Origin of the sequence: Phyllobacterium brassicacearum, from assembly GCF_003010955.1 — a bacterium.
In the GTDB taxonomy this organism is placed as follows: Bacteria; Pseudomonadota; Alphaproteobacteria; order Rhizobiales; family Rhizobiaceae; genus Phyllobacterium; species Phyllobacterium brassicacearum.
In genome coordinates this window covers 195,093-214,596 of sequence record NZ_PGGO01000005.1, presented here as the reverse complement: position 1 = coordinate 214,596, position 19,504 = coordinate 195,093, and the positions used below count along the sequence as shown (strand labels likewise).

Here is a 19,504-nt window from a genome sequence, read left to right as displayed (position 1 = left end):
ACCGTTACTTGACACATCAAACATGAACCTCGCCGTGCTCCTTCTCATCCGGGTCACCAATGAGCAGCGCAGCGTAGGCGAGCCAGCAGTAGAAGGCGACCACCAGGAGCAATATGGTCCAGCCTGGTATCGGTCCGAATGCGGCGTTGGCAACGATCTCTTGGAGTGAATGCGCCCCGTCGGGCGCGACCTCGCCATCCTGCAACTTGGGTGTCGAAATTTTCAGCACCCAAGCCAGAAGCAGGATAAGGAACATCCAGAGATAGTTGCGCCGCAGCCGCCGCGACATTGCCGCCCTGATGGAAATCATGAATTGCGGTCTGCGCAAATCCTGGCCAAGCAGTCGCGCCCAGCCGCTGTCCGGGTTTGGCAATGGCGCCAGTATCTGTGCAAAATAGTGCTTCTCCAGCCGGCGCACCCTACCACGATAAACGTCGAAGAACCGGTAGCGGCGTGCCTCGATGAGCAGGAGAAGCTGCACCAGCACCATGGCGAAGAGCAGCACACCGTGATGGGAGGTTGGCGTCGACAATGACAGCGAAAGCATTGCGGCAACGCCCGTGATGGCCCAGTTGGTGGTGCGATCGATCCTGTCGCGCCAGCCTGCCATGCGTCCCATTTCCGCGCGATGATAATGCGCCAGTACAGTGATATATTCAGCTGATGTGGCGGGAAAAGGCGGTGCTGACCATCCTGTAGCAACGTCGCCTTGCTGTTGTTTTTGAGCTTCGTTCACATCCGCCTCCCAGCAAACGTTCCGCCCTTTTGATTTTACACGAAAATGCCTCCGATTGCTTGGCGTTAGCCAAGAATCGGCGCTTATGGTCATGAACCCTGACCATACGTCGCCGCGCAAGAGGGACAACGCGAGACTGCCGTTCCTTGTATTGCCACAATCGCACACCCACCTGCGAGGCTCTAGAATCACAGCACGCAACGGAAAAGGTAGGTTGATGGCAGGTACGTTACGGAAGCGCGCGCTCTTCATTGTCAATCCAAACGCCCGCAGCGGCAGGAGACCGATAGCACCTGTCCGCGAAATGCTTGAGTCTGGTGGACTAACACTTGTCGATGCGGCACCCACGGACGGCGAAACCCTATCTGATGTCATCTCCCGCATGCGTGATGCCTGCGATCTGGTGATCATTGGCGGCGGCGACGGTACATTGAACTCAGCAGCTGCGGGCCTCGTCGAAACCGGCCTTCCGCTCGGCGTTCTTCCTCTCGGCACAGCCAATGATTTCGCCCGCACCATCGGCATTCCGGCCGACCCGCACGATGCAGCCAGATTGATCCTGTCAACCGAGCCGCAACCCATCGATCTTGGCGAGGTTAACGATCACCTGTTCTTCAACGTTGCCAGCATCGGCTTCAGTGCGGAACTGGCCGGCGAACTCACCGAGAAAGCCAAAAAGCGTTGGGGAAAGCTGGGCTACGCCATCGTAGCTGCCCGGCTGCTGGCGCGCTCGAGGGTATTCACCGCCTATGTCGAGCATGACGGGTCGGTGGAAGAGATCAGGACGATGCAGGTGTCCGTTGGCAACGGTCGGCACTATGGTGGCGGGATGACTGTCGAGCATACAGCTACGGCCGACGATGGCCGCCTGGATTTTTACAGTCTCGAAGTCGACCACTGGTGGCGGCTTCTGGCGCTCCTGCCGAGCCTGCGCAAGGGTACCCACGGCAAATGGGATGATGTGCGGGCCTTTCGCACCACCGAGGTCATCGTCAAGACGAGCAAGCCGCGTGCGGTGAACACCGACGGCGATTTGACAACATGGACTCCCGCCCATTTCCGCATCCGAGAAAAGGCGATCCGCGTCTTCGCCCCAAGCAATGGGAATCGCGATTTCGGCTTGATCGGTAATGTCCGCGCCAATGCCGTTTCATAGGAAAGCCGTCGTCTCCGGTCCGTCAAAACTGGGCCGATTTGATTCATGCAATCGGTATGCGGGGTCGCATTTACCGTAACGCACTTCCAGAGATCGAGGACTGTGACAGACTCTCACCCGAGCCGACTTCGTTGTTCAGCAGGTTCGGAGGGGCCCCATGCGACAGATATCATTAGCATTCTTGATGACGGCCAGCTTGCTCGTGGCACCCGTCGTTTCGACGATTGCGAGCGCCCAGTCCCTTTCGGGCCCGGAGGTGACGAAGATTGCGGAAGATGCCTACGTCTTCGCCTACCCGATGCTCTATGGCTACCAGACGCTCTATACCCAGACACAGGATGCGACGTTTCCCCGGATATATCGGCGGGTTCGGCCAGTACCGTCACTATGCCCGCGCAGCAACACCTGCCGATCTGGACATCGTCACGCCCAACAACGATACGACCTATTCATGGGCTTGGCTGGATTTGCGTCGCGAGCCGATCGTTTTTGAAACGCCTGACATTGATGAAGGGCGCTACAACGTTTTCCAGTGGGTCGATCTCTACACTCTATTATCGGAAGTCCAGGATCCCGGCTGACCGGGACGAAGGGTGCACGTACCTGTTTGCGGGGCCCGACTGGATGGGTGAACCTCCAGAAGGTATCGACCAAGTATTCCGTTCGGAAACCGACTTTGTTGGCACGCTAACTCGCACAGGTATCAATGGCACGGCGGACATTCCGAAGGTCCGGGAGGTGCAGCGGGGTTACCGCTTCACGCCGTTAAGCGCCTTTATGGCCGAGAAGCCGCCCGCACCTGCGCCAGAACTGGACTTCCCCGTCTGGCACGAGGAACTGGCGAAGAGCCCTGCCTATTGGATATCTGAATTTCCTGCTTGGTCACGCGAAGCCAAATCCGGCCGACACGGATGCGCTGAAGCGGTTTGCCGCCATTGGTATCGGCGTTGGCAAGCCTTTTGATGCTGCCAAGGTGGGCAAAGAAACCGCTGCGGCAATCCAGGCTGGCATCGATGCCGCGCTCAAGAAACTCAATGATCGTGTCGTGACCAACAAGGACAACATAGGGCTGTTCGGATCGCGCGAGTATCTCAAGGGCGACTACGAGTCGCGGGCGATCGGAGCGATGATCGGCATCTACGGCCAGAACGAACAGGACGCCGTCTACTTCTCATACCAGACCGACAAGGACGGCAAGCCGCTCGATGGTACCAAATCCTATGAGCTGGCGTTCAAAGAGGCACCGCCAGTTTCGCAATTCTGGTCGTTGACGATGTACAATCTCCCGCAGCGCCTGCTGGTCGACAATGCCATCGACCGATATTCCATCGGGGACCGCACCGAGGGTCTGGTCAAGGACGAGAATGGCGGCGTCATTATCACGCTGAGCAAGACAGACCCCGGCAAGGGCAAGAACTGGCTGCCGACGCCAGATGGTCCCTTCTTCATGATGATGCGGATGTATGGCCCAGGGGAAGGCATCGTCAAGGGAACGTGGCCGCGACCAGAACCTAAAATCGTCAACTGACGGGGTGGCGCATCCCAACCTTTTCGGGTCGAGTTCGCGCCGAGCGTCAGGTCTTGCGCTGGCGTGACATCTAAATTTTTTATATCTGTGCCGACTTGTCCGAAATTTCGGATAAGTGCCGAAACTCGGCAAATCTGCTGACTTTTCCACATGCAAGCATTGGCGGGGGTGAACGTCTGGCGGCATTGTGTCCGCTATGGCGTTCGGCGTTCACTGAAATCTTCGAAGCAAAGGAGATTCGACGTGACGCACGAAACAATAGTGAATTTGATCAGTCAGGCGACAGGGCTGCTTTCTGCGGTAATCCTGTACTGGGGCAGTTTTGGCGTGAAATGGCAGGAACAGACAATCAAGGGAATGTCGCCGCTTGAACGGTATATCGGGCTTCGGCAATACCATATTGGCTGGATTGGCTGCGTTCTGGCGGCCATTGCGAATCTCAGCCAGACCTACCTGACGCTTTTGCCATAGGGCAGGGCATTTTCCCCCGTGAACCCAAATATGAACCCGTTTTTTGAATTGCTATTTTGGCCCGAGGGCCAACGGCGCTGCTATTGTATTGTTTTCTTTGGAAATTTTGGTGAGCGCGCAGGGATTCGAACCCTGGACCTACTGATTAAAAGTCAGTTGCTCTACCGGCTGAGCTACGCGCTCCCAAGCGAAGCCAGTTCGGTGGCCTCGGGAAGTGCGGCGGAACATAGGTGCGACTTGCCAATCGGTCAACAGCTATTGTGTAGAGTTTCCGCAACAAAAAGGCTTGTTTGGGCTCGTTCCGCTAATTTTTGTTCGAAACAACCGATATTCATGCCCGTGGCCTCGGAGGAACAAACAACGAGACCGGCGTTTTGTCCGTTGAACTGGCGAAAAGGTGATTGGAATTCCGTCAGGATTCGGCTTACTGCACGGCCAAACGCAGAAAAGCATGAAGGAGCGCAAATGGCGCTTGATGTTTCCTATCTGACCGCTGCCGGCGCCGGAGCATTGTCGTTTCTCTCGCCCTGCGTCCTGCCGCTGGTTCCGCCTTATCTGTGCTACATGGCTGGCGTCACGGTGGAGGATTTCCGCTCGGATGGCACTGCCGCACGAGTTTCACCGGTGCGGCAGGCGCTGCTGCTGTCATCGTTCTGCTTTGTTCTCGGCTTTTCAACCGTTTTTGTGCTGCTCGGAGCAGGAGCGTCGACGATTGGCAGCTTTCTGCGGATGTGGCAGCAGGAAATCGCCATCGTTGCAGGCGTCGTTATCATCCTGATGGGACTGAATTTCCTTGGTGTCTTCAGGCTGGCATTCTTGTCGCGTGAGGCAAGATTCCAGGCACAAGGTACTCCAGCCAATCCATTCGCCGCCTATGTCATGGGCCTTGCCTTCGCATTCGGGTGGACACCGTGTATCGGACCGGTGCTCGGACCGATTCTGGCGCTTGCCGGTGCGCGGGATACGGTTGCCGACGGCGCCTTGCTGCTGGCGATCTATTCGCTTGGGCTTGGTATTCCTTTCATCGTTGCCGCCCTGTTTTCCGGCATGTTCATGCGCTTCCTCACAAGGTTCCGTGCCCATCTCGGCAAGGTAGAAAAAGTCATGGGAGGATTGCTGGTCCTGACAGGCGTCCTGTTCCTCACTGGCGGCTTGCAGACATTCTCGTTCTGGCTCCTCGAAACATTTCCCATCCTTGGCCAACTCGGCTAAACAGGCGAAAGTTACCTTGTTGGAAACCAATTCGTGCCATTGTCCGGCGCAATATTGCCCCTACGAACCTGATCTGGAAGTCTGAAGATGACCCAACGTTCCTGCCTCACGGTTATTCTCGCTGCCGGTGAGGGTACCCGCATGAAATCCGCGCTGCCTAAAGTCCTGCACCCGATAGCCGGGCTGCCGATTGTCGCCCATGTCGCCAAGGCGGTGCATGGAGCAGGGGGCAGCGACATCGCTCTCGTGGTCGGCCGCGGCGCTGAGAAGGTCGAAGCCGCCGTTCGCGCCGTCGTTTCCAACGTCAGCGTTCATGAGCAGACCGAACGGCTTGGCACGGGCCATGCGGTGCTTGCCGCTCGCAATGCCATTGATGCCGGTTATGATGATGTGCTGGTGGTATTTGGCGACACGCCGTTAGTCGAAACAGCAGCGCTAGAACAGGCGAGGGCAAAGCTCGCCTCCGGAGCGGACGTCGTGGTGATGGGATTTCGGCCCGACAATCCACACGGTTATGGCCGGCTTATCGAGCAGGACGGGCGGCTGATTGCGATTCGCGAGGAGAAAGACACGAGCGACGCCGAAAAGAATATCGGCTTTTGCAATGGCGGGCTCATGGCTTTGCGCGGCGACAGTGCACTGGCGCTGCTTGGCAAGATCACGAATAACAATGCCAAGGGCGAGTACTATCTCACGGACGTCGTCGAAATTGCCAATGCCGATGGCAAATCCGTTATCGCGATCGAGATATCACCGGACAATGTGATTGGCATCAATACGCGTGCCGAGCTCGCGGAAGCCGAAGCGATCTGGCAAAATCGCAAACGCCGCGCCATGATGCTGGCGGGTGTGACCATGCAGGCGCCAGAAACCGTGTTCTTTGCTCACGATACCCTCATTGAAGCCGATGCGATCCTTGAGCCGAACATTGTGTTCGGCCCCGGCGTTTCGATTGCCAGTGGCGCCATCATTCACGCCTTCTCGCATCTGGAAGGCGCGAAAGTCGGACCAAACGCTACCGTGGGCCCCTACGGTCGTCTGCGCCCCGGCGCCGATCTCGCGGCCAAGGCAAAAGTGGGCAATTTCGTTGAAGTAAAGAACGCAAAGATCGGCATAGGCGCCAAGATCAGCCATTTGACTTACATCGGCGACGCGACTGTGGGCGCGGAAGCAAATGTCGGCGCAGGTACGATCACCTGCAACTATGACGGGTACAACAAGGCCCTGACCGAGATCGGAGCCAATGTCTTCGTCGGGTCTAATAGTTCGCTGGTTGCGCCCGTTTCCATTGGCGACAATTCTTATATCGCCTCCGGAAGCGTGATCACGGCAAATGTGCCTGCGGATGCACTGGCATTTGGCCGTGCGCGGCAGGAGGTCAAGGAAGGCCGGGCGGTGCAGTTGCGCGCGCGTTATGCAGCGCAAAAACTAGCCAAGAAGGTGGACTAGATCGGTCTCCCCGGTTCATGCAAGATTGCGCAATGGAATGTGACTTTCCGCGGGCGCCAATTTGCCATAGGCGGGAGCAAGATAAAAACTTGGGGCATCGGAGTTTTGCATGTGCGGGATCGTAGGAATTATCGGGCGGGAACAGGTTGCGCCACTGCTTGTGGACGCGCTCAAGCGGCTGGAATATCGCGGCTATGATTCTGCCGGGGTCGCCACTCTCGAGAGCGGTGTGCTTGACCGCCGGCGCGCCGAGGGAAAGCTGGTAAATCTCGATAATCTGCTGAAGGAAAATCCGCTCGGCGGAACGATCGGTCTTGGCCATACACGCTGGGCGACCCATGGCGCGCCGACAGTGCGCAACGCCCATCCGCACACAACGCCCCGCCTCGCCGTCATTCACAACGGCATCATCGAGAATTTCGCCGAGTTGCGCGCGATGCTCGAGAAAGATGGCTATGTTTTCGAGACCGAGACAGATACGGAAACCGTTGCACATCTGGTGACGCGGGCCATGGATCGCGGTCTTGATGCAATTGAGGCGGTTCGCCAGACATTGCCGCAGCTGCGGGGCGCTTTTGCCATCGCCATCATGTTCAAGGGCGAGGACGACCTGCTTGTCGCCGCCCGCAACGGTCCGCCTTTGGCCGTTGGCTACGGCGATGGTGAGATGTATCTGGGATCGGATGCCATTGCGCTCGCGCCATTCACGGACAGCCTATCCTACCTGGAGGACGGTGACTGGGCCGTGTTGACCCGCAGTGGCGTGACAATTTACGATGAGACAGGCGTAACCGTCGACCGTCCCGTTCAGAAATCGGCCGGGACCGCATTTCTGGTCAGCAAGGGCAATCACCGGCATTTCATGGAAAAGGAAATCCATGAACAGCCCGAAGTTATTTCGCACACGCTGGCGTACTATCTGGATTTTTCCAAAGGTACGATCCGGGCAGGCAGCGCTCCCGTCGACTTCGCCAAGATCGACCGGATCGCGGCTTCGGCCTGCGGCACAGCCTATTATGCCGGCCTAGTCGGCAAGTACTGGTTCGAACATATTGCCCGGCTGCCCGTTGATATCGATGTGGCGTCAGAATTCCGATATCGCGAAATGCCACTGTCCAAGGACAGCCTTGCGCTGTTCGTGTCGCAGTCGGGGGAAACGGCCGATACACTGGCGTCTCTGCGCTATTGCAAACAGCAAGGACTGTCGATCGGGACCATCGTCAATGTCAGGGAATCGACAATGGCCCGCGAGTCCAACACCGTTTTCCCGACCCTTGCCGGACCAGAAGTCGGCGTTGCCTCAACCAAGGCATTCACCTGCCAATTGTCGGTGCTGGCTTCATTGGCCGTCGCCGCTGGCAAGATGCGCGGTACCATCAACGAGGAAGAAGAACGCCAGCTTGTGCGCGAGCTCTCCGAAATACCGCGCTATGCAAATCAGGCGCTGCGGCTGGAAGAACAGATCGAGACGATCAGCCGCGATCTCAGCCAGGTCAAACATGTGCTCTATCTCGGTCGCGGCACCAGTTTCCCGCTGGCTCTTGAGGGTGCCCTGAAGCTCAAGGAAATCTCCTACATCCACGCGGAAGGGTATGCAGCAGGCGAGCTCAAACACGGTCCGATTGCGCTGATCGATGAGTCAATGCCGGTGATCGTCATCGCGCCCTATGACCGCTGGTTCGAGAAAACCGTTTCTAACATGCAGGAAGTAGCGGCGCGCGGCGGCAAGATCATTCTCATCACCGATGAGAAGGGAGCGGCTGCCAGCACGCTGAAGACGATGCACACCATCGTTTTACCGAACACACCCGAGATCATCGCGCCGATCATCTATGCGCTGCCGATCCAGATGCTGGCCTATTACACAGCCGTGTTCATGGGCACCGATGTGGATCAGCCGCGCAACCTGGCCAAATCGGTAACGGTGGAATAGGGCCATTCCAGGAAAAGTGAGAACCGGTTTTCCGTCCGGAATTGCGCTGAAACAAGCTTAGCCGGCTCGCAAGAGCCGGACGGCTTCGTCGCGTTCGAACAAATAAAGCAGAATGCGCAGGGCTTCGCCGCGCGCACTCTGCAATTCAGGGTCGCGCGTCAGAATATAGCGGGCATCCTTGCGGGCGATTTCCAGAAATTCCTGATGGGCTTCGATGCTTGCTAGGCGAAATCCGGGCGTGCCCGACTGCCGCGTGCCGAGAAGCTCGCCTTCACCGCGCAGCTTCAGGTCTTCCTCCGCGATGCGGAATCCATCTTCGGTCTCGCGCATAATCTTGAGCCGGGCCTGAGCGACCTCGCCGAGCGGCCCCTTGTAAAGTAGAATGCAGGTCGAGGGCTTGTCACCACGTCCGACGCGCCCGCGCAGCTGGTGCAGCTGGGCCAAACCGAAGCGCTCGGCATGCTCGATGACGATGATCGTTGCGTCAGGAACGTCGACCCCGACTTCAATGACCGTGGTCGCTACAAGCAGGCGCGTCTCGCCACTTTTGAAGGCGAGCATCGCCGCATCCTTTTCTGGACCGGTCATGCGGCCGTGGACCAGACCTATCCGTTCGCCGAGCAGCGGTTTCAGCGATTCGAAGCGTTCTTCGGCTGATACGAGATCCACGAGCTCCGACTCCTCAACGAGCGGACAGATCCAGTAGATCTTCTGCCCGTCGGAAATAGCCGTGTGCATACGGTCAACGAGCTCGCTGAGCCGTTCCATTGGAAGTATGGCGGTGGTGATCGGCCTGCGACCGGCCGGCTTTTCCGTGAGTTTCGAAACGTCCATATCGCCGAACGCAGTCAGCACCAGCGTGCGGGGAATGGGCGTGGCCGTCATGACCAGCATGTCCGGCGCGGTGCCCTTGGAGGTCAGCAGCAGGCGCTGGTGGACGCCAAAACGATGCTGTTCATCGACGATCACGAGCACCAGATCGTGGTAGTTGACCTTTTCCTGAAACAGGGCGTGTGTGCCGACTATAATATGAACGGCACCTGAGCGCAGTCCTTCCAGAATCTCTTCGCGCTCGCGGCCCTTTTCGCGGCCGGTGAGCAGCGCGACACGCAAACCTGCCTTCTCGGCCAAAGGTGCTATCGTTGCGAAGTGTTGCCGCGCCAGCACCTCGGTTGGCACCATCAGTGCCGATTGACCGCCAGCTTCTGCGGCGTGCGCCATCGCCATCAGGCCGACGACAGTTTTACCGGAGCCGACATCGCCTTGAAGTAATCGCAGCATGCGCTCGCCTTGGCGCAGATCCGCAATGATTTCCTTGATCGCCTGGCTCTGGCTGTTCGTCAAAGTGTATGGCAGTGCCTCGACGATTTTTGCCCTTAGATGGCCATCACCCTCGAGTTTCCGCCCGGAAAGCCGCTTTGTTCTTTGCCGGACAAGCGCAAGAGCCAGTTGACCAGCAAGAAATTCGTCATAGGCAAGCCGCTGCCGTGCTGGATGATCCAGAGCGATGTCGCCCGGATCTTGCGGATTATGCAACGTCTGCAGCGCTTGGGCGTGCGACGGCAGCTTGAACTCCTTGAGGATTGGCGGATCGATCCATTCGGGCATTTCCGGCGTCTTGGCGAGCGCTTCCTGAACGCCGCGTGCCAGCACTTTGGGGGAAAGCCCCGCAGTTAGCGGATAGACAGGCTCGACCAATGGGAGCGTTGCAGCGTCTTCGATGCTGGTGACGTGATCAGGATGGACCATGGTCGGGCGGCCATTGAACCATTCCATCCTGCCTGAAACGATAACGGTTTCACCCACCGGCATGATTTTTTCGAGCCATGCCTGCTTGGCATGAAAGAAAGTCAGCCCGATTTCACCGGTATCGTCATGGGCGTAGACGCGATACGGAACATTGCTGCGCCCGCTCGGAGAAGGTTGGTGGCGGTCGATACGCACTTCCAGCGTGACAATTGCACCCTCAGGTGCATAGGCGATGCCAGGCCGATTTCGGCGATCGATCACGCTGTGTGGCGGCAGGTAGACGAGATTGCCAACGCGCGGCTCGGTGCCAGGGGGCTGTGTGCCAAGCAGCGTGGCAAGCAGACCCGACACTTTCGGACCAATGCCGGAAAGGGATCGAACGGACGCGAAGAGGGGATCAAGCAGTGATGGACGCATATGGTACGTTTAACGCCTTCGATGTGCGTTGCAAGGCTGACAGATGCCGTCAGGCAGGCTATACCGACCGGCGCTCACCATAACGACATCCAAGGCAAACGGAGCTTGCTCATGACTGGAAGCAGTCGCACCACCGCTGATCTGCAACCACGGCTGCGAAAAATCCTGTATCGTTCCTGGCATCGTGGCATGCGCGAGATGGATTTGATTCTCGGGCAGTTTGCCGATGCCCATATTGATACCCTGTCCGACGATGAGCTTGACCAATATGAAGCGTTGATGGAAGCGCTTGACCGGGACCTTTTGAAATGGGTTACGGGAGAGGCTGATGTTCCCGCCGAATTCGATACGCCGATATTTCGCAAGGTTGTCGCGTCCCGCAATAACATAAGCTCTTGAGGTCGTGCCTCCAGCATGGCCGGGAAATTCTGAAAAATGACTGCCTTCTCCAAACTCGGACTGAAATCTGACACGAACGGCCATGTGGTCATCGATGGAGTTGTCGACGGCTATGAAGCCTTTGCCTTGGCCAAGGTCGTGGCCGAAGCTGGGGCAGGCGGCCCTGTGCTGTTCATCGCCCGTGACGGTCAGCGCGTCGCTGACCTTGAACAGGTCTTGAATTTCGTGCAGCCGGATTTGCCGGTTTTGCAGCTGCCCGCCTGGGATTGCTTGCCCTATGACCGGGTGTCGCCAGGCGCCGATACGTCGGCGCGTCGATTGGCAGCGCTGGCCGGGCTGGCTTCATTGCGGGATCACAAACATCCTGGCGTCATCCTGGCGACCGCTAACGCCGTGTTGCAGAAATTGCCGCCGCGAAAGGTTCTTGCCGAGCAGCTGTTCATGGCCAGACCAGGTAATAGAATTGACATGAATGTGCTCGTTCAACGCCTTGAAAACAATGGCTTTGAACGCGTACCAACTGTTCGTGACATTGGCGAATATGCGGTGCGTGGCGGCATCCTCGATCTTTTCGCACCGGGAGCTGACGAGCCGCTGCGTCTCGACTTCTTCGGCGATACGCTTGAAACGATCCGCACGTTCGATCCGGCTTCGCAACGTACTTCGAGCCAGAAAACCGAATTCTCCATGCAGCCAATGAGCGAAATCACGCTCTCGCCAGAGATAATCAGCCATTTCCGCACGCAGTACGTCTTGCAGTTCGGGGCACCATCGCGTGATGACGCGCTCTATCAATCGATTTCCGAGGGTCGCCGTTTTGCCGGAATGGAACATTGGCTGCCGCTGTTTTACGAGAATCTCGAAACTGTGTTCGATCACGCCGGGAACATGCCGGTGGTGTTCGATCATTTGGCGCACGAATCCATGGCCGAGCGCCACAAGCTGGTCCTCGATCACTACGAAGCGCGCAGGCGGCAATCCGACGGCAAGGAACCGGGGGATGCCGTACCCTATAAGCCTGTGGAACCGGGCGCACTCTATCTGACGCAGGAGCAAGTCGAAGCTGCAGCAGCTTCCTCAGGCATGCGAGTCGATTTCACGCCTTTCGATGCGCCATTCGTATCGGGGCGATCAGTCATTCACGCCGGTGCCCATCGGGGGCGTACTTTCGTCGAAGAACGTTCACAGAAGGAAACGAACGTCTTCGATAGTGTGGTCAAGCACATTGCCGACGAACGCGCCTCAGGCAAGAAAGTACTGGTGGCGGCGTGGAGCGAGGGTACCCGCGACCGGCTGGTACAGGTTCTGAATGAACATGGCCTGGAGAAGATCGAGCTTGTGGATGACCTACGCACGGTCAAGGCTTTCGCGCGCGACAAGGTTACGGCCGGCATCCTGTCACTCGAATCCGGCTTTGACGCAGGTGAGCTCGTGGTCGTTGCCGAACAGGATATCCTCGGCGACCGGCTGATCCGTCACTCGAAGCGGCGCAAGCGCGACCGGGATTTCATCAGTGAAGTCGCGGCACTCAATGCCGGTGACATCGTCGTGCACGTGGATCACGGCATCGGCCGGTTCATTGGCCTGCGCACGATCACAGCTGCCGGAGCGCCACATGACTGCCTTGAATTGCACTATGCAGGCGATGACAGGTTGTTCCTACCGGTGGAAAATATCGAGCTGTTATCTCGATTTGGCTCTGAAACTTCGACTGCTGTATTAGATAAGCTCGGTGGTGGAGCGTGGCAGGCTCGCAAGGCAAAGCTCAAAAAGCGCCTCCTCGATATTGCGGGCCATCTCATCCGTCTTGCGGCGGAACGACAGATGCGTGGCGCGCCTGTGCTGACGCCTCCTGATGGGCTCTACGGAGAATTTGCGGCGCGGTTCCCTTACGACGAGACGGAAGATCAGGATCGCGCCATCGATGCTGTGATCGATGACCTGTCGCTGGGCAAACCCATGGATCGGCTCGTCTGTGGCGACGTCGGTTTTGGCAAGACCGAGGTAGCCTTGCGAGCGGCATTCGTCGCAGCGCTGAACGGCGTGCAGGTAGCAGTCGTGGTCCCGACGACGCTGTTGTCCAGGCAACACTTCAAGACCTTCTCCTCGCGCTTCCAAGGGCTGCCGGTCAATGTGGCACAGGCGTCACGCCTCGTCGGTTCAAAGGAGCTTGCCGAGAACAAGAAGGGCATTGCTGAAGGTCATGTCGATATTGCAGTAGGCACGCACGCCTTGCTCGGGCAGGGGATCAAGTTCAAGAATCTTGGGCTTCTTATCATAGACGAGGAACAGCATTTCGGCGTCAAGCACAAGGAGCGACTGAAGGAACTCAAATCGGATGTGCATGTGCTCACCCTGTCGGCGACGCCCATTCCCCGTACATTGCAGCTGGCATTGACCGGCGTACGCGAATTGTCGCTCATCACCACGCCGCCAGTGGATCGCATGGCGGTCCGTACCTTTGTGTCGCCATTCGATCCCCTCGTTATCCGTGAAACCCTGCTGCGCGAACGGTATCGGGGTGGACATAGTTTCTACGTCTGCCCACGCATTTCCGATCTTGATGATATCAAGGCGTTCCTGGACGCCCAGGTGCCGGAATTGAAGGTTGCTGTAGCACACGGCCAAATGGCGCCGGGTGAGCTCGATGACATTATGAACGCCTTCTATGACGGGCAGTATGATGTGCTGTTGTCGACGACCATCGTCGAGTCTGGCCTCGATATTCCGACGGCCAACACGATGATCATTCACCGGGCAGATATGTTCGGCCTGTCGCAGCTCTATCAGTTGCGAGGACGTGTTGGCCGGTCCAAGCAGCGCGCCTACGCCCTGTTCACGCTGCCTGCCAACAAGCTGCTGACGCAAACCGCCGAACGCCGCCTGAAGGTGCTGCAGTCCCTCGATACGCTCGGCGCCGGTTTCCAGTTGGCAAGCCATGACATGGATATTCGCGGCGCCGGCAATTTGCTCGGCGAAGAACAGTCAGGCCATATTCGCGAAGTGGGTTTCGAGCTCTATCAGCAAATGCTCGAAGAGGCGGTCGCAGAAATAAAGGGAACCGGGGAAGTCGAGGACGGAAACTGGTCGCCTCAGATCTCGATCGGCACTGCCGTCATGATCCCCGAGACTTATGTTCCTGATCTGCAATTACGCCTGGGCCTTTATCGCCGGCTGGCCGATCTGGAGGAATTGCAGGACATCGACGGTTTTGGCGCCGAGCTGATCGACCGTTTCGGTCCGCTGCCGGAAGAGGTCCAGCATCTCTTAAAGATCGTCTACATCAAGGCGCTGTGCCGCAGAGCCAACGTCGAAAAACTCGATGCCGGACCTAAAGGGGTGGTCGTCCAGTTCCGCAACAAGACGTTCAACAATCCGGCAGCGCTGGTCAAAATGATCGGCGAGCAGGGGGCGATGGCCAAGATCCGGCCGGATCAGAGCGTGGTGTTGGTGCGCGATTGGCCAACAGCCGAGAAACGGCTGAACGGCGCAGCCGTCGTCATGACGCAACTGACCAAGCTTGCCGAAGCTGCCTGATTAGACTGGTCGCGGCTCAAAGCCATCGGCCGTCTGACGGATGGCGTCGGCCAGCGCATCGGCCGATTGTGCGCCCATGACGGCGTATTTCTGGTCGAGGATGAAACAGGGCACGCCGCGCACGCCGATCTGATTGGCTGTGTCGATCTCCTGTTGGACGCCAACGGCATCTGCATCTGTGGGCAGCAAGCTCGCGACGATGGCGACATCCATGCCGGCTGCATCCGCGGCTTCCAGCAGGACCTGATGGTCGCCAATGTTCTTCCCCTGTTCAAAATAGTAGGAAAAAAGAATGCCGACGACGGCGTCCTGAACATTGGGGTTTGCCTGAGAGGCCCAACGGATCAGACGATGCGCATCGAGCGTGTTTGGGCTGACCTCAATGGCTTCGAAATCGAATTCGATGTCCTCTTCCTTACCAAGCTCGATGAGCTGCTGATGGATCTCAAAAATCCGATCGGAACTGCCGAATTTCTCCTGCATGTAGCGATTGCGGTCCTTACCCTGGCGCGGGATGGTAGGATCGAGCTGGAAAGGCCGCCAATTCACGCTCACGTCCAGATCCGGATTGAGGGCGAGCGCTTTTTCCAACCGCTTGCGGCCGAGAAAACACCACGGGCAAACGACATCCGACACCACGTCGATCGTGAATTTCTTGTCAGTCATGATCTCAACCTGTCTAACTTCCTGTTTTGTCGCAGTTCCTGACGGAAAACCGGTTCCCACTTTTCCTGGAATTGCCCTAGCGTTTGTCTGACCACCACGACGTGAACTGGTAGCCGTTTATTGATGTCTTCTCCGGGTGCTTGATATGGGACCATCGCGCAACCCATTGCGCCGGCTGATAGTAGATCGGCACAAAGTAGTTGCCGGAGATCAAGACCCTGTCCAAGGCCCGCACAGTGCTTATGAACTCATCCTGCTCGCGCACGCTGAGCATTTTGCCGATCAAGGCATCCACAACCGGATCAGCAACGCCAGCATAGTTGAAACTGCCGTTCGAGTCTCTGGATTGGCTGCTCCAACGCCTGAACTGCTCAAAACCTGGCGAAAGCGTTCCAGAATACGCGCCCAGGATCATGTCATAATCGAAGGTCTCCAGACGTTTCTGATACTGTGCGTCATCGACGGTCCGGATTGTGACACCAATGCCCAACCGCTCAAGCGTGCGCTTGTACGCGAGCCCTAGCCGCTCTTCGGCGACAGAGCGCGTGAGGATTTCGAATGTCAAAGGTGTTCCTTCGGGATCGAGCATGGTCTCGTCCTTGATCGAATAGCCTTTGCTCATCAGCACATCATACGCACGCTTCATCTCTTTGCGGTCGCGACCGGAACCATCCGTCTTTGCCGGTTCGTAGGTTCCATTCATCACGTCCGGCAAGACAGCGTCAGGGTAGGGCGCCAACAAAGCGCGTTCCGTGGCATCGGCCGGCTTACCAAGGGCCGAAATTTCCGACCCCTGCCAATAGCTGCCCATCCGTTGATAGCGATCTGCATAGAGATTGCGGTTGGTCCATTCGAAATCGAACATCATGGCGAGTGCGCCACGCACGTCCCTGTCGGCAAATTTTTCGCGCCTCGTGTTGAAAGCGAACCCGAACATGTTTGCTGGTGACTTGGTTTCAAATGTTTCCTGTACAACCCGCCCATCCTTGAAGGCAGGAAAGTTGTAGGAAGACGCCCATTTGTTGGGGTCACCTTCCATGAAGACGTCAAAAACACCCTTCTTGAAGGCTTCGAACTGGGCTTGCTCCGTGCGGAAGTACTCGACCGTGATCGTGTCGAAATTGTTGAATCCGCGCCGGCTGGGAACGTCTGCCGCCCAATAATCCGGATTTCGCTTGTAGATGATGCGTTGGCCGGGTTGAACCTGGGATACAATATAGGGGCCGCTGCCCACGGGAACGGCCAATGGCGAGGCGTCAAATTTGTCGCGGTTGATGGCATGCTTCGGCAAAATCGGCATCAGGGCCAGAATGAGCGGAAATTCGCGATCGGCCTTGTCGTTGAACGTGAAGCGAATTCCGCGCTCTCCAACCTTTTCAATCGAGGCGATGCGGTCCTTGCGCTGCTTGTATTGCGGCAGGCCCTTTTCAGGCAGAATGTCGAAAGTGAAGATGATGTCGTCCGGTGTGACCGGCTCCCCGTCAGACCATTTCGCCTTCGGGTTGAGCGTAAACTCGACCCAGGTGCGGTCATCATTGGTCTCCACCTTTTCCGCGAGCAGACCGTACATTGTGAAGGGCTCATCGGCGCTGCGCTGCATGAGCGTTTCGTAAACAAGGTTGCCAAATTGCGGGTCGTTGAAGATACCGCGCGCTGTTGTCCGCAGGCTTTTCACCAGAAACGGGTTGAGGCTGTCGAACGTGCCAACCACACCATAAGTGATCGAACCGCCTTTGGGCGCGTTGGGATCCACATAGGGAAAGTACTGGTAATCTGCGGGCAGGGCGGGTGCGCCGCGCATGGCGATTCCATATGTGGGCTCGGCAATCGCGGCATTCGCACTAAAGCATGCCGCGGTCATAAGCGCCAGAATCTGGAAACTTTTCTTCAACATCGTCTCAACCTTGCGCTCTCAAAGCGGGGATTTAGCCTGATTCGTGCCACAGACTACCATTTGACGACGATTCTGCGGCGGAAGGCGCATAATCATGTCTGCGAATTAATAACACAGCCAACAGTAGTCTGGATTTGCATTAACATGCAGTGTAACACGGCGTTCGACATCGAGGGTCACTCTGTTGCCGCATTTGGTAACCAAAGCCAGACAAGCAAATTAAGGTGATCAAGAAACACTTCGGATAAGTGCGCTGAAAGGAACCAGTTGACCATGTCCACCCGAAAGACTTTCGCTGCAACCGCATCCATTGCGGGTGCTATTGCAATACTCGCCTCCGCGGCAGTACCAGCCACAGCCCAGCAGCAGAGAGCGCCGCAAGGTTGGTTCAAGGTTTGTTCCAAGCAGGAAGAGAATGATATCTGCAACACGCAGAACATCGTGACTGCCGATAGCGGGCAGCTGCTAACGGCCGTCAATCTTATCGAGATCAAAGGCAAGATCAATCGCAAGATCTTCCAGGTTTCGGTTCCGACCGGCCGCTTGATTCCTCCAGGCGTTGGCCTCCAGATCAATGGCGGCAAGACGCAGAAGATCGATTACGCGATCTGCTTCCCGGATCGCTGCATCTCCGAAACCGCCTTGTCCGATGAACTGCTAGCCTCCTTCAAGAAGGGCAATCAGCTGACATTGACGTCGGTCAATTTCCAGAACAAGCCCAACCCGATCAATGTAGCTCTGACCGGCTTCACCCAGGCCTATGACGGCCCCGGTATCCAGCAGAACGAACTCGAACAGCGCCAGAAGACGCTGCAGGACGAAGTCCAGAAGCGTCAGAAGGAGTTCGAAGACAAGATGAAGGCTGAGCAGGCAAAAGCCAAAGCAGGCAACTGATTGCCTCCGATGAATAAAAAGGGGACGCCTCAAGCGTCCCTTTTTCATTTTTAAGGGGTGGCCGTGTTCACGAGCTAGTTGATGTGCGGACGCTTTACCCGGTACACGCCATTTTCCAGCTTCTCGAACACGTTCTTGATCTGCGGATGCCGCAACGGAACACCGGTTGTATCCGGGACCAGATTCTGCTCAGAAACGTAAGCGACATACTCACTGTCGGCGTTCTCGGCAAAGAGGTGGTAAAAAGGCTGGTCGCGGCGCGGTCTCACCTCTTCGGGGATGGATTGATACCATTCCTCCGTATTGTTGAATTCCGGATCGACATCAAAGATTATGCCGCGAAAGGCGAAAATCCGGTGGCTAACCACCTGACCGATCTGGAATTTTGCATGTCGTATCTGTGTCATTCTCACCATTCGATATAGATAGCTGTTTCTGTCAAATCCCGCGAGTGAAAGACCGCCTCCTCATCCGCCGTGCCCGCAGCAACCGTCGAAGCCCATCATGCTCAGTGTCTTCAACCTCGTGCTTCCATTCTTTGGACTGATTTTTCTCGGCTTTTTCGTGGCCAGGATCAATCGCCAGCCTTTGGAAGCGTTAGGATGGATGAATACGTTCATCGTTTATGTGGCGCTTCCGGCCCTGTTTTTCCAGATCCTATCAAAGACACCCGTCGCCGAGTTAACGCAGTGGGCGTTTATCGTCGCATGCACCGCGTCAACGTTCTGTATCTTTCTGGCGATGTTCCTCGTCGGTTTCGTACGAACCGGCAAGATTGATGAAAGCACCATCCAGGGCCTTGCTGCAGCCTATGGAAACATTGGCTACATGGGGCCGGCGCTTGCAATTCTGGCTTTCGGCGCACCTGCTGCGGTGCCGGTGGCGTTGATCTTCTGTTTTGACAATACGCTGCACTTTGTCATGGCACCCACAATGATGGCCATATCCGGCAATGACAAACGGTCTGCAAGCGATTTGGCGATAGGTGTTTTGCGGAAGATATTCTTCCACCCCTTCATCATTGCGACAATCCTAGGGGTGACGGCAGCGATCATTGGCTTCGAGCCACCCATCGCTCTCGACCGGCTCATAGACCTGCTTGCGAAGGCTGCCGCACCCTGTGCGCTTTTTGCCATGGGTGCGACACTTGCCTTACGCCCCCTGAAACGGATTCCCAATGAGCTTTACGTCATTGTTCCGCTGAAACTGCTGGTTCAGCCAGCGTTGATCTATTGCATTCTCAGCCTTGCTGGCGATTTTCCGCCGATTTGGGTCAATACCGCCATGCTGATGGCGGCTTTGCCAACAGCAACAAATGTCTTTGTTATAGCGCACCAATATGGCGTCTGGGTCGAACGGGCCCCAAGCTGCATCCTGGCGACGACCCTGTTCTCAATCGCAACATTGACGCTCTGGCTCTATATCATGACCCATGGATGGGTCCCCTGATGCCGCGACGCCGT

Annotated in this window: 17 protein-coding genes and 1 tRNA gene; 12 read left to right on the top strand and 6 right to left on the bottom strand. The window is 57.0% G+C overall.

From position 1 onward, the window contains the following. Positions 1–16 precede the first annotated feature (16 nt). The gene (locus CU102_RS08695) at positions 17–736 is read right to left on the bottom strand and encodes a DUF2270 domain-containing protein (RefSeq protein ID WP_425351532.1); all 720 of its coding nucleotides are present in this window, start codon (positions 734–736) and stop codon (positions 17–19) included. A gap of 217 nt (positions 737–953) precedes the next feature. On the opposite strand from CU102_RS08695, the gene CU102_RS08690 reads away from it, so the two are divergent. The 5 genes from CU102_RS08690 (at position 954) to CU102_RS08670 (ending at position 3,891) form a co-directional block, all read left to right on the top strand. Next, positions 954–1,892: a lipid kinase gene (locus CU102_RS08690; RefSeq protein ID WP_106710702.1), complete on the top strand. Its 939-nt coding sequence runs from the start codon at positions 954–956 to the stop codon at positions 1,890–1,892. A gap of 338 nt (positions 1,893–2,230) precedes the next feature. After that, complete coding sequence (locus tag CU102_RS30800; RefSeq protein WP_166648333.1) at positions 2,231–2,473, top strand: DUF1254 domain-containing protein; 243 nt, start codon at positions 2,231–2,233, stop codon at positions 2,471–2,473. Positions 2,474–2,516: 43 nt separating this feature from the next. Further along, positions 2,517–2,855: a DUF1254 domain-containing protein gene (locus CU102_RS30795; protein ID WP_280951889.1), complete on the top strand. Its 339-nt coding sequence runs from the start codon at positions 2,517–2,519 to the stop codon at positions 2,853–2,855. A 10-nt stretch (positions 2,856–2,865) separates the two neighbouring features. Next, on the top strand, positions 2,866–3,420 hold the full coding sequence (locus CU102_RS08675) for a DUF1214 domain-containing protein (RefSeq protein WP_106710699.1): 555 nt from the start codon (positions 2,866–2,868) through the stop codon (positions 3,418–3,420). A gap of 243 nt (positions 3,421–3,663) precedes the next feature. Further along, complete coding sequence (locus CU102_RS08670) at positions 3,664–3,891, top strand: hypothetical protein (protein ID WP_133624423.1); 228 nt, start codon at positions 3,664–3,666, stop codon at positions 3,889–3,891. Between the two features lie 107 nt (positions 3,892–3,998). Here the strand turns inward: CU102_RS08670 and CU102_RS08665 are convergent. Continuing rightward, positions 3,999–4,074: transfer RNA gene (locus tag CU102_RS08665), tRNA-Lys, on the bottom strand. A gap of 282 nt (positions 4,075–4,356) precedes the next feature. On the opposite strand from CU102_RS08665, the gene CU102_RS08660 reads away from it, so the two are divergent. From CU102_RS08660 to glmS, 3 genes are all read left to right on the top strand, one after another. Continuing rightward, positions 4,357–5,103 carry a cytochrome c biogenesis CcdA family protein gene (locus CU102_RS08660; RefSeq protein ID WP_166648334.1) on the top strand — a complete coding sequence of 249 codons (747 nt, stop codon included), beginning with the start codon at positions 4,357–4,359 and terminating at the stop codon, positions 5,101–5,103. An 87-nt stretch (positions 5,104–5,190) separates the two neighbouring features. After that, positions 5,191–6,552, top strand: coding sequence for a bifunctional UDP-N-acetylglucosamine diphosphorylase/glucosamine-1-phosphate N-acetyltransferase GlmU (gene glmU, locus CU102_RS08655; RefSeq protein ID WP_106710696.1), 1,362 nt, complete (start codon positions 5,191–5,193; stop codon positions 6,550–6,552). Positions 6,553–6,661: 109 nt separating this feature from the next. Further along, positions 6,662–8,485 (top strand): glutamine--fructose-6-phosphate transaminase (isomerizing), encoded by a 1,824-nt coding sequence (gene glmS / locus CU102_RS08650; protein ID WP_106710695.1) that lies wholly within the window; start codon positions 6,662–6,664, stop codon positions 8,483–8,485. Positions 8,486–8,542: 57 nt separating this feature from the next. On the opposite strand, the gene recG is transcribed toward glmS, so the two are convergent. Further along, positions 8,543–10,651 (bottom strand): ATP-dependent DNA helicase RecG, encoded by a 2,109-nt coding sequence (gene recG / locus CU102_RS08645; protein ID WP_106710694.1) that lies wholly within the window; start codon positions 10,649–10,651, stop codon positions 8,543–8,545. A 111-nt stretch (positions 10,652–10,762) separates the two neighbouring features. On the opposite strand from recG, the gene CU102_RS08640 reads away from it, so the two are divergent. Beyond that, positions 10,763–11,050 carry an FAD assembly factor SdhE gene (locus CU102_RS08640; RefSeq protein WP_106710802.1) on the top strand — a complete coding sequence of 96 codons (288 nt, stop codon included), beginning with the start codon at positions 10,763–10,765 and terminating at the stop codon, positions 11,048–11,050. Between the two features lie 36 nt (positions 11,051–11,086). Beyond that, on the top strand, positions 11,087–14,587 hold the full coding sequence (gene mfd / locus CU102_RS08635) for a transcription-repair coupling factor (RefSeq protein ID WP_106710693.1): 3,501 nt from the start codon (positions 11,087–11,089) through the stop codon (positions 14,585–14,587). Here the strand turns inward: mfd and CU102_RS08630 are convergent, their stop codons facing one another. Beyond that, positions 14,588–15,253 carry a DsbA family oxidoreductase gene (locus CU102_RS08630; RefSeq protein WP_106710692.1) on the bottom strand — a complete coding sequence of 222 codons (666 nt, stop codon included), beginning with the start codon at positions 15,251–15,253 and terminating at the stop codon, positions 14,588–14,590. Positions 15,254–15,329: 76 nt separating this feature from the next. Next, positions 15,330–17,147, bottom strand: a complete 1,818-nt coding sequence (locus CU102_RS08625; protein ID WP_106710691.1) for an extracellular solute-binding protein — start codon at positions 17,145–17,147, stop codon at positions 15,330–15,332. Positions 17,148–17,420: 273 nt separating this feature from the next. On the opposite strand from CU102_RS08625, the gene CU102_RS08620 reads away from it, so the two are divergent. Beyond that, the gene (locus CU102_RS08620; RefSeq protein ID WP_106710690.1) at positions 17,421–18,041 is read left to right on the top strand and encodes an invasion associated locus B family protein; all 621 of its coding nucleotides are present in this window, start codon (positions 17,421–17,423) and stop codon (positions 18,039–18,041) included. A 74-nt stretch (positions 18,042–18,115) separates the two neighbouring features. Here CU102_RS08620 and hspQ read toward each other — a convergent pair whose 3' ends face one another. After that, entirely contained in the window at positions 18,116–18,454 is a 339-nt protein-coding gene (hspQ, locus tag CU102_RS08615; RefSeq protein ID WP_208113803.1) for a heat shock protein HspQ, read from the bottom strand. A gap of 91 nt (positions 18,455–18,545) precedes the next feature. On the opposite strand from hspQ, the gene CU102_RS08610 reads away from it, so the two are divergent. Then, on the top strand, positions 18,546–19,490 hold the full coding sequence (locus CU102_RS08610) for an AEC family transporter (RefSeq protein WP_106710688.1): 945 nt from the start codon (positions 18,546–18,548) through the stop codon (positions 19,488–19,490). The last annotated feature ends 14 nt before the right edge of the window (positions 19,491–19,504 follow it).